At 42.8% G+C, this 10,240-nt stretch carries 9 protein-coding genes, 3 tRNA genes and 1 rRNA gene; all 13 read left to right on the top strand.

Annotated elements, in window-relative coordinates; genetic code table 11:
• Positions 1 to 135: 135 nt before the first annotated feature.
• The 13 genes from rrf to CFS60_RS06895 all read left to right on the top strand — a co-directional run bounded on the left by rrf (position 136) and on the right by CFS60_RS06895 (position 10,141).
• A 5S ribosomal RNA gene (rrf, locus tag CFS60_RS06955) occupies positions 136 to 251 on the top strand.
• Positions 252 to 261: 10 nt separating this feature from the next.
• Positions 262 to 336: transfer RNA gene (locus tag CFS60_RS06950), tRNA-Asn, on the top strand.
• An 18-nt stretch (positions 337 to 354) separates the two neighbouring features.
• Positions 355 to 427, top strand: a tRNA-Thr gene (locus CFS60_RS06945).
• A 24-nt stretch (positions 428 to 451) separates the two neighbouring features.
• A tRNA-Thr gene (locus tag CFS60_RS06940) sits at positions 452 to 524 on the top strand.
• Positions 525 to 655: 131 nt separating this feature from the next.
• Positions 656 to 1,546, top strand: a complete 891-nt coding sequence (locus tag CFS60_RS06935; RefSeq protein ID WP_088809653.1) for a TetR/AcrR family transcriptional regulator — start codon at positions 656 to 658, stop codon at positions 1,544 to 1,546.
• 100 nt (positions 1,547 to 1,646) lie between these two features.
• A complete protein-coding gene (locus tag CFS60_RS06930; protein ID WP_088809654.1) occupies positions 1,647 to 3,140 on the top strand; it encodes an MDR family MFS transporter in 1,494 nt (497 codons plus the stop codon).
• 124 nt (positions 3,141 to 3,264) lie between these two features.
• Positions 3,265 to 3,687 (top strand): GNAT family N-acetyltransferase, encoded by a 423-nt coding sequence (locus tag CFS60_RS06925; protein ID WP_240310350.1) that lies wholly within the window; start codon positions 3,265 to 3,267, stop codon positions 3,685 to 3,687.
• 1 nt (position 3,688) lies between these two features.
• Positions 3,689 to 4,489, top strand: coding sequence for a pyrroline-5-carboxylate reductase (gene proC / locus CFS60_RS06920; RefSeq protein ID WP_088809655.1), 801 nt, complete (start codon positions 3,689 to 3,691; stop codon positions 4,487 to 4,489).
• Positions 4,490 to 4,707: 218 nt separating this feature from the next.
• The gene (locus tag CFS60_RS06915) at positions 4,708 to 5,067 is read left to right on the top strand and encodes a hypothetical protein (RefSeq protein WP_088809656.1); all 360 of its coding nucleotides are present in this window, start codon (positions 4,708 to 4,710) and stop codon (positions 5,065 to 5,067) included.
• Between the two features lie 92 nt (positions 5,068 to 5,159).
• On the top strand, positions 5,160 to 6,689 hold the full coding sequence (locus tag CFS60_RS06910; RefSeq protein WP_088809657.1) for an exopolyphosphatase: 1,530 nt from the start codon (positions 5,160 to 5,162) through the stop codon (positions 6,687 to 6,689).
• Positions 6,686 to 8,809, top strand: coding sequence for an RNA degradosome polyphosphate kinase (locus tag CFS60_RS06905; RefSeq protein ID WP_088809658.1), 2,124 nt, complete (start codon positions 6,686 to 6,688; stop codon positions 8,807 to 8,809). Before CFS60_RS06910 ends, CFS60_RS06905 begins: the two co-directional genes overlap by 4 nt.
• A gap of 2 nt (positions 8,810 to 8,811) precedes the next feature.
• Positions 8,812 to 9,756 (top strand): Ppx/GppA family phosphatase, encoded by a 945-nt coding sequence (locus tag CFS60_RS06900; RefSeq protein WP_088809659.1) that lies wholly within the window; start codon positions 8,812 to 8,814, stop codon positions 9,754 to 9,756.
• 97 nt (positions 9,757 to 9,853) lie between these two features.
• Positions 9,854 to 10,141, top strand: a complete 288-nt coding sequence (locus CFS60_RS06895) for a hypothetical protein (protein ID WP_088809660.1) — start codon at positions 9,854 to 9,856, stop codon at positions 10,139 to 10,141.
• Positions 10,142 to 10,240 lie beyond the last annotated feature (99 nt).

Below are 10,240 nucleotides of genomic sequence, written 5' to 3'. Positions count from 1 at the left end.
TGGAAGTATGGCGACATATGGAGCGGACAAATACTAATCGATCGAGGACTTAACCTTTTAATCTGGTTTTCGTTACTTTGTAACTCAACACTTTTCTTCTCTAGTTTTGAGAGAACAACGTTCTTTCATTCATTGTCTGGTAGTTATGGCGAGAAGGTCACACCCGTTCCCATCCCGAACACGGTAGTTAAGCTTCTCTGCGCCGATGGTAGTTGGGGGCTTCCCCCTGTGAGAGTAGGTCGCTGCCGGGCAATGTATTATTCCACAGTAGCTCAGTGGTAGAGCAATCGGCTGTTAACCGATCGGTCGTAGGTTCGAGTCCTACCTGTGGAGCCATTTTTTTGTGCATTAGTTGCCGCTTTAGCTCAGTTGGTAGAGCGCTTCCATGGTAAGGAAGAGGTCGCCGGTTCAAACCCGGCAAGTGGCTTCTTGGATATTAATTACTTCATAGGCCGGCTTAGCTCAGTTGGTAGAGCAACTGATTTGTAATCAGTAGGTCGCGAGTTCGACTCTTGCAGCCGGCATCAGAATTACATTTAAATGGTTGAAACCTTGCAGTGGATTGCGAGGTTTTTTTGTTTGTGATAAAGAAAGATTGAACCAGATGTGTTTTTTTATTATACTAGTAGTATAAATTTTTAAGGGAGTTGAGATTTTGAAAGATAAAAAGCGGCGGATTATAACAGAAGCGAAAAATATTTTTCGAAAAAAAGGATATTTATTGACTTCTGTAGCGGATATTGTTGAGGCAAGTGGGATTTCAAAAGGCACTTTCTATAATTATTTTACTTCTAAAGAGGAATTGGCTATTGTTATTTTTAAACAAGAGTATTCTGTTCTTTATCAGAAGCTGGACCGGGCGATGGGGGACCAGGCGGGGGGGATGAAGGAGAATTTTGCGTCTTGTGTGGAGCTTTTGATTACTTTTCATACGAAGAATGCAGAGATTTTGAACATTAGTTTTTCACAGGCGATGATTGATGATGATTTTAATCAGTTTTTGGCGAGCGTTCGTTTGAGGAGTTTGGAATGGATTAAAAATCAGATTTTACTTGTGTATGGTGAGGATACTAGGCCGTATGTGAATGATTTGACGATGCTGCTCACTGGAATGACATTTATGTTTGTGTTTGCGACTTCTAAGACGGAGGAGGGGAAACGACGGATACAGGATGTTGTGAAGTATGTGCTGAACCGGATGGACGCAGTTGTGGGGGATTTGAAGGAAACAGGGGATATTTTAATTACGGAGCAAGATGTAGCGTGTTTTATTCCTAGCCATTTGGATCTTAAGAAGCGCAGAATGGTGGAACTTCGGAAAACGATTGATCAACTTTTAGGGAAAATTGAAGAGCAAGATGTGGCGGAGTCGGACAAGTGGCAGTATAAGGAGTCACTCAATGCGCTCCTTTCGGAAATTAATAACCGCGAAACACCACGAGATTTTATGATTCAAGGCGCACTGCTTTATTTGAAACAGCAGGCACCAAAAGCATTAGACCGAGAAATTCAGGTCCTCGAGATGCAAATTAATTCACTTTTATAAATAAATGTACGGGTTGGTCATTTTTTATTGACTTATAAGTTTTATTAGATTATACTACTCTTATTCATTTGGAAAACGAGTGAAGGAAGGGGAACTATAATTGAATACTATTGCAGCGGAAAAACCTGTAGATGTACATGGAAAGCCGTTTAATCGAAATCTCCTCGTAGTGACGATGGTAATTGGTGCGTTTGTTGCGGTACTTAACCAAACGCTACTAGCTACGGCGTTACCGATGATTATGAAAGATTTGGATATTACGGCAGCTACAGGACAGTGGCTTACGACAGCCTTTTTACTTACAAATGGGATTATGATTCCTATTACAGCTCTTTTAATTGAAAAAATTAGTTCTAAAGTTTTATTTATTACGGCGATGGTTGTTTTCACAATCGGGACTGTTATTGCGGCATTAGCCGGTTCATTTCCAGTGTTATTAACTGGGCGGATTGTTCAGGCGGCTGGTGCAGGTATTATGATGCCATTACTACAAACCATTTTCTTACTTATTTTCCCTCGTGAAAAAAGAGGGGTTGCAATGGGGGTTATGGGTCTAGTTATTGCTTTTGCGCCTGCAATTGGGCCGACGTTATCTGGGTGGATTGTTGATTCGTACGATTGGCGCGTCCTGTTTTGGGTGTTAGTTCCAATTGCCGTGTTCGACGTAATTCTAGCTTTTTTCGGTATGAAAAAAGTGGTTACGCTGAAAGATACGCGTATTGATGTTTTATCCATCATTTTATCCACAATCGGGTTTGGTTCTTTGCTTTACGGGTTTAGTTCTGCAGGGAACGATGGTTGGTCGGATGCGACGGTGATTACAACGCTTATTGTGGGCGTTGTTGTGATTTTCCTTTTTGTTTTCCGTCAATTAAAAATTGAAAATCCGATTCTTGAGTTTCGGGTATTCCGTTATCCGATGTTTTCGTTATCGGTTGTGCTAGGTTCGATTGTTACGATGGCGATGATTGGCGCGGAAATTGTGTTGCCGCTTTATATTCAAAATATTCGTGGGGAATCGGCGCTTCAATCGGGTCTGCTTCTGCTACCGGGAGCACTTGTGATGGGGGTTATGAGTCCGATTACAGGGATTATTTTTGATAAAATCGGCGCGAGATTGCTGGCGATTACGGGGCTTACAATTTTAACAGCCGGAACGATTCCATTTATTTTCTTGACGGCGGATACGCCACTTTGGTATATCATGCTATTTTATGCGATTCGTTTCCTAGGGATTTCCATGGTTATGATGCCGGTCAGCACGGCGGGTATGAATGCACTGCCGAATGAGTTGATTAATCACGGTTCGGCTGTGAATAATACGATTCGCCAAATTGCGGGGTCAATTGGGACGGCGGTGCTTATAACGGTGCTTACGAACGTGACCAAAAACGATATGCCAGGAAAAGAACTTATGGCGACCAATCCGCAAGACTTTGCGCAAAAAGCATTGGATGCGAGCTTAAATGGGATGACGGCGGCCTTTTTAGTGGCAGTCATTTTCTCAGCGCTAGGTATGATTTTAAGTTTCTTTATTAAAGATCGTCCAAAAGAAGCTGTTGTTAAAAAATATGAAAATGAAGCCAATTCGTAAGTAAGGCTTGCTTGAAAAATCCCGTTCCAGTTCTGGAACGGGATTTTTCAAAGAAACGAATCGTATTTATATTGTTCAATCGCGCAACTGATGGTATAGTTTAAAGGAATGTGAGGTGGCGTTTTTGAAAATACGTGAGATGGAAAATGCGGACTTGACGGCGCTTCGGGCGCTGTATAATGAAGTTCGCACCAAGGAATTTGATTGGGAGAAAGAAGAGCAGATTTCCGAAAGAGACTTTGACCGGGATACAGACGGCGAGCGGGTGCTCGTTTTAGAACAATCGGGTGAGGTTTTGGGATTTGTCGGGATTTATGAGCCGGAGAATTTTATTCACCACTTGTATGTTAGTCAAAATGCGCGGGGCGCCGGGGTTGGACGGCAATTAATTCAGGCAGCGCTTGCTACTTCGCATGATGCCTTTACGTTGAAGTGTGTCGCAGAAAATAAAAAGGCGCTTCTTTTTTACGAAAAATTGGGTTTTAAGAAGGTTTCGGAAGGTATTTCAGAAGATGGTCGCTATTTTGTGCTAGAAGGGAGATTTTAAGATGAAAGTGGGATTTATTGGAGTTGGCAACATGTCTTCGGCAATTATTCGCGGACTTGTGCGGGAAATGCGCGCGGAGGATATTTTTGTTTACAACCGGACGGCGGCGAAAGCGGAGGCATTTGCTTTGGAAACGGGCGTTCAAGTGAAACAGACGGCGGAAGACTTAATTCGCGCGGTGGACGTTGTAGTGCTTGCGGTTAAACCGTATGTCTTCGAATTGATTTTGCCAGATTTAAAAGCGGTTTTAGCGGAGAGAAAACCACTCGTCGTTTCAATTGCAGCGGGACTTGATCTCGCGGCGCTCGCAGAACTGGCAGGATCTGACTTAAAAATCATGCGCGTCATGCCGAATGTGAACGCGACAATCGGGGAATCGATGACGGGCGTTTGCGGAAATTCGCTTACAACGGATGAAGACAAAACAGCGGTGGAGACTATTTTTTCTGCCGTTGGGGAAGTTGCTTTTATCGAAGAAAAGAATTTCAGCGCATTTACAGCGATTGCGGGGAGCTCGCCGGCGTTCATCTACATCTTTATTGATTCGCTTGCGAGGGCTGGGGTTAAAGCTGGTTTAGCGAAAAAAGAGGCGCTTCGTATGGCGTCACAGGCCGTGCTCGGGAGCTCCAAAATGATTTTGGAAAGCGGGACTCATCCGTATGAATTGGTGGATCAAGTTTGCTCGCCAGGAGGCACGACAATCGCCGGAGTGAGTAGTTTGATGGACGATGCGTTTGTTGCGACTGTGATGCATAGCGTAGCGGCGACCATAAACCGAGAAGCAGAATTAAGTAAAAAGTAAACGTTCATTATTTTTTCATACTTTTTACATAGTCTTGTAAAAAGCGAATTGTACTATAAAGTTACAAGCTAATAACATACTCTTTTTCATAAGATGTATATCTCCCAAAGAATAACCAATGCGGTTTCCCTTTTTCTTCCGCATTGGTTATTCTTTTGCGCTCAAAAATGTTAAATTTGTATGTAATGGAATATATGTCATTTTTAAGAGGGAATAGCATGATAAAGAAAGTAACAGGTATTTTGCTAGCAATCGTTGCGATTGCTGGAATCATCAATGAAGCGGAAAATCACGGTGTATATTTTCCAAACGAAAATTTGTTTGCATTCTCGGGCTATTTGACAGAAGTCGCAGGTTGGATTAACTCGATTTTACTGCTAGTTATTGGCGGTATTTTCTTTTTCAATAAAGATAATCAGTCATTTGTCATGTTTCTTTCGCTGTTTTTAGCCGCATTTTCAGCGATTATGGGTTTTGTTTTTGCAAGCACATATACCACGTTCCACATTCGCCCGTTTGCGAGTGTATTCGCACTCATCATCGGATTATTTTATTATACGAAATGGAGCAAAGAATAGGAGCCTAAGAGCTTCTTTTTTTATGGGAAAAAGGGTTAGGCTTTCTTACAAAAGGATATATAGATAGAAAGAAACACGGGAGGTGAGAGTTTATGGGAACAAATTGGTTCGCAGCCATTACAGTTGGTTCACAAAATGTTATTTTAAAAATCATGGATATGCGCAAGCAAACCGTTTTAGAGTACATAAAAGCAGAGGTTTCAATTGGGACGGATATTTTTAATGGTGGGAAGATTGAGCTCGAAACGGTTGAAGCCACATCTGTTGCGCTTTCTGGTTTTGTTAATATTATGCGTGAGTATGCGATAGAGGACAGTCTAGCGGTGGCTGTTTCGGCGATTCAAGAAGCGTCAAATGCGGAATATGTAAAGGAACAAATTCGGCTTAGGACGGGGCTCGAACTGGAATGGTTGTCCAATTCGGAGGAGCGATTTTTGCATAGTCAGGCGGCGGCAAATGCGACGAAAAATTTTAGTGAGCTGATTCAAGAAGGCACGATGCTCATTGATATTGGCACGGGGAGCATTCAACTTACGGTTTATGATGAAGGCAATTTTATGTTCTCACGAAATATTAAACTCGGCCCCTTGCGTGTACGGGAACTTTTATCGGAGCTAAAGGAGCGGACGAGTAATTTTGCCGATTTACTTGAGGACTTTATTTTTAGTAAAATCCGTGATTATGCGCAATTTGCACCGAAAGACGTAGCGTATAAGCATTTCATTTTGATTGGCACCGACTTGCTTTTTTTTAAAAGGGCCTTTGTAGAGAAGGCAGAGGATAAAATCACAGAAGCCTATTTTGCCGCGCTTTATGCGCATATACTGGAAACTCCGGAAAAAGTTTTAGCCAAAAAGTATGAACTTTCGTTTGATTCGATTTCGCAGTTACTCCCGTCGGCGATGCTTTTAAAAGAGCTTCTGAAGGTGACGCAGGCGTCTGAAATTTTGCTTTCTGATGCGGAGCTTGTGGACGGGATTTTGGTGGAGGAGATGATTCGGCAGAAAAAGTTAACGCTATCCCATGATTTTTCGAAAGATATTGTGATGTCGGCGCGAAATATTGCGGTTCGGTACAAGACGGACCGAAAACATGCGGAAGCGGTGGAGAAATTTGCACTGCATCTTTTCGACCAATTAAAGCCGATTCACGGACTGACAAAACGTGAGCGTTTATTGCTTCAGATTGCCGCGATTTTGCAAGATATTGGAAGCTACATTGATATGAATAATCATTATGCGCATTCAGAATATATTATTTTAGCGACGGAAATTCTCGGTTTATCGGCAGAGGAACTCCAAATGGTTGGCGCGATTGCGCGTTACCATAGTACGGAAACGCCATCGCTCAATTTGCATCATTTTGAGAAGCTGCCGATTGAAAACCGGCTCACGACAGCGAAACTGACAGCAATTTTACGGTTAGCCGATTCTTTGGACGATAGCCATCAACAAAAAGTGACGAAAATCTCGCTTTCTTTGAAAAAAGAACATGTTTTAATTTCTGTGTGGGCGGACGATGATTTAATGCTTGAAAAGTGGACCTTTAATGAAAAAGCTGGCTTTTTTGAAGAAGTATACGGCATCAAAGCGCATTTGAAAGAAAAGGGTGAACAAAAATGAGTGAGGATAAAGTGAATTTCATTAATCGGGAACGAAGCTGGCTTGCTTTTAACGACCGTGTTTTAGAAGAAGCGCGTGATAAAAATAATCCATTGCTTGAACGGATTAAATTTTTGGCGATTACGGCGAGCAATTTAGATGAATTTTTCATGGTGCGCGTAGCTAGTTTGAAAAAAATGGTTTCCGTCGGCTTTGAAGAACGCGATGCCGCAATGCTTACGCCAAAAGAACAGCTCACAGAAATCACCGAAGTGACACATAAAATGGTGGATAAGCAGTACCGAACTTGGAATCGGACGCTTAATAAACGGTTACAGGAAAAGCAAATTCGCTTGCTGCAAATGGACCAGCTTTCAGAGCGGGCACGAACATTTGTGCATCATTTCTTCGAGCAAGAAGTTTACCCAGTTGTCACCCCCATGGCCGTCGATTCATCCAGACCATTTCCACTCATCGTGAACACGAGCATCAACATAGCAGTCTTTATTCACAAAGAAGGCAATCCAAAAAAGAAGGAATTCGCAACAGTTCAAGTGCCAAACATTTTCTCACGGCTGGTTAAACTCCCCTCTACGGAAGGCGAACACGATTTTATTTTACTCGAGGAGATCCTCATCTATTATTTACAACGCTTTTTCGTAGGTTACGAGATTAAAGAAACCGCGTGTTACCGGGTGATGCGCAACATGGATATGGACGTTGCGGAAAAAGATACGTCTGATTTGCTGAAAGAAATTGAAGAGCAACTTAAAAAGCGTGAACGTAGCAATGTCATACGCCTAGAGGTCGACGCGAATATTAGTAAACATTTAAACAAAAGGCTAATAAAAGCTCTAAAAGTGAGTGACGAGGACATTTATTTGATTAAAGGACCGCTTGATTTGACGTTTCTAAATAAGCTGGCGAGTGCGGTTGATGACGAGAAGCTGCTCTATAAGCCATTTAAGCCATATGTGGAAACGGATTTGGTGCAAGCTGATTTGTTTGCAAAAATTAAGGAGCGGGATTACTTTTTTCATCATCCATATGATTCATTTGAGCCGGTGATTGAATTTGTGCGGCAAGCGTCAGCCGATGAGGCGGTTTTGGCGATTAAGATGACGCTTTACCGAGTGTCGGGTGATTCACCAATTATTAAATATTTGGGCGAAGCGGCTGAAAACGGGAAGCAGGTGACAGTTCTTGTAGAGGTGAAGGCGCGCTTTGATGAGGAAAATAATATTCACTGGGCGCAGGAACTCGAAAAGGCAGGCTGCCACGTGATTTATGGGCTTGTCGGATTGAAGACACATTGTAAATTGACGCTTGTTGTGCGGCGGGAAGAAGATGGCATCAGGCGTTATATGCACATGGGAACGGGCAACTATAATGATATGACGGCGAAATTTTACACGGATATGGGAATTCTAACGGCTAACGCGGAAATGGGTATTGATGCCACGAACATTTTTAACATGCTTTCAGGCTATTCGGAACCCCCGTTTTTCTATGAACTTGTGATTGCGCCACTTTGGTTGCGCGACATGCTTCTTGACCTGATTCAGCGCGAAATAAAAGCGGTGGAACAAGGAAAACCCGGCTTTATCCAGATGAAAATGAACTCTTTATCCGATTCGGAAATGATTGAAGCGCTTTACAGAGCGTCTTCTGCGGGCGTTAAAATCAAGCTAATTGTGCGCGGAATTTGCTGCTTGAAGCCTGGAGTGCCCGGCCTGAGTGAAAATATTGAAGTACACTCCATTGTTGGGCGCTTTTTAGAACATAGTCGGATTTATCATTTTGGCGCAGCAGGGGACGACTTGCTTTACTTATCCAGCGCCGATTTAATGCACCGCAATTTAAACAGAAGAGTGGAGTTGATGTTTCCGATTCGTGAAAAAGCCATTCGAGAGCAAATTAAGCTGGAGTTTGCAGAAATGTTTCACGATAACGTGAAAACACGGAAATTGCTCGCAGACGGCTCTTACCAAAGTTTAGACAAGCGCGGTCGACCACCGTTTAACGTCCAAGAATTGCTCATGGACCAAGCGACGAAGAAAAAGCTAGCAAAACGAGCTGATAAAAACATACAAGCACGAATATTTGAGCCTATTGTTGGGCGTGAAAATGAGGAGGAATAGGTATGGAACACTTTGGCGTAATTGACTTAGGGTCAAACTCGGTGCGAATGACGATTACGAAAATAAACGATGATGCCACTTTCGAGGTCGTTTGCCAAGAAAAAGAAATGGTGCGCTTGTCGGAAAAAATGGGGGAGGAAAAAATTCTTCGGGACAATGCGATGAAACGAACTATTGCGGCATTAAAACGCTTTCGGGAAAAAAGCCTTGAATTTGATTCGCTAACGCTCCGCGCACTAGCAACCGCAGCCACGCGTCAAGCAACCAATCAAAAGAAGTTTTTAGAGCGCGTTAAGAAGGAGGCGAACGTTGAATTAGAAGTGATTGAAGGGTCTAAAGAAGCGTATTACGACTATTTGGGCATCATTAATACATTGCCGGTAACCAATTGTGTCATTATTGATACTGGCGGTGGCAGCACGGAGCTCGTTTTAGTCCAAAATGGTCGGGCCGTGAATCTTATCAGTTTGCCGTATGGCGCTGTCAATCTAAGCGAGCGATTTACCCAAAAAGATGTGATTTCGGCCGGCGATTTATTTGCGCTTATGACATTCATGGATAAACTATACACGGGCGTTTGGTGGCTTCGCCGGGGACATAACTTGCCAATTGTTGCCCTTGGTGGAAGTAACCGAACGATAGCCAAAATCGAACGACGTCGGCGCGAAATTTTAGATTTTGAGAATTTGCACGGTTTTAAAATGCGCGACTTTGAAGTATACGATATTTTCAAAGAAGTGGTATCACAAAACTTAAAAGGTCGCGGCGACATTGGCGGACTTTCCCGCGACCGAGCTGATATTATTGCAGCCGGAATGGCGCCGCTTATTGCGCTGATGCGCTTCTTGGACTCTGACCGGCTCGTTTTCTCGCAATATGGACTGCGCGAAGGCGCTTTCTACGAACATTTTTTTGATTTGCAACAAAAAGGTTTGCTTGAATTGTAAAGAATTTTACTTCCTGATTACTTTTTGTGTCAAAACGAAAGATTCCGAAAAATCTGTGCTATACTACGGGTAATCAAAAGTAAAGGAGAGAAGTCTATTGCCACTTTTTGATAGTTTAAAAAATCTAGCTGGTGACAAAGTAAATGAACTCCTTGGAGGAAGCGCAGAAAAAATTTCTGATGTTGCTTCAAATGCCGAAGAAACCGCGCAAAATGCAACTGAAACGGCATCGGAAACGATTCAAAACGCAACCGACCAATTGAATCCCGAAGAAATAACCCAGAATGTAACCGAACCAGTAAACAACGTCGTCGATCAAGTGACCGAACAACTAGGTGGCGCCGGGGAATTGCTCGATTCGATTAAGAATATATTTGGTAAGTGATATACAAAGTCGAGAAACATCGCCTTTTTAGGGCTGTGTTTCTCGATTTTTTCACTTACTTCACGTCCTCTTAAAAACGCATAACCGCCTTACTTGATA

The sequence above is a fragment of the Listeria sp. ILCC792 genome (genome assembly GCF_900186135.1).
Classification (GTDB): domain Bacteria; phylum Bacillota; class Bacilli; order Lactobacillales; family Listeriaceae; genus Listeria; species Listeria goaensis.
This window is presented reverse-complemented; position numbering and strand designations above follow the sequence as displayed.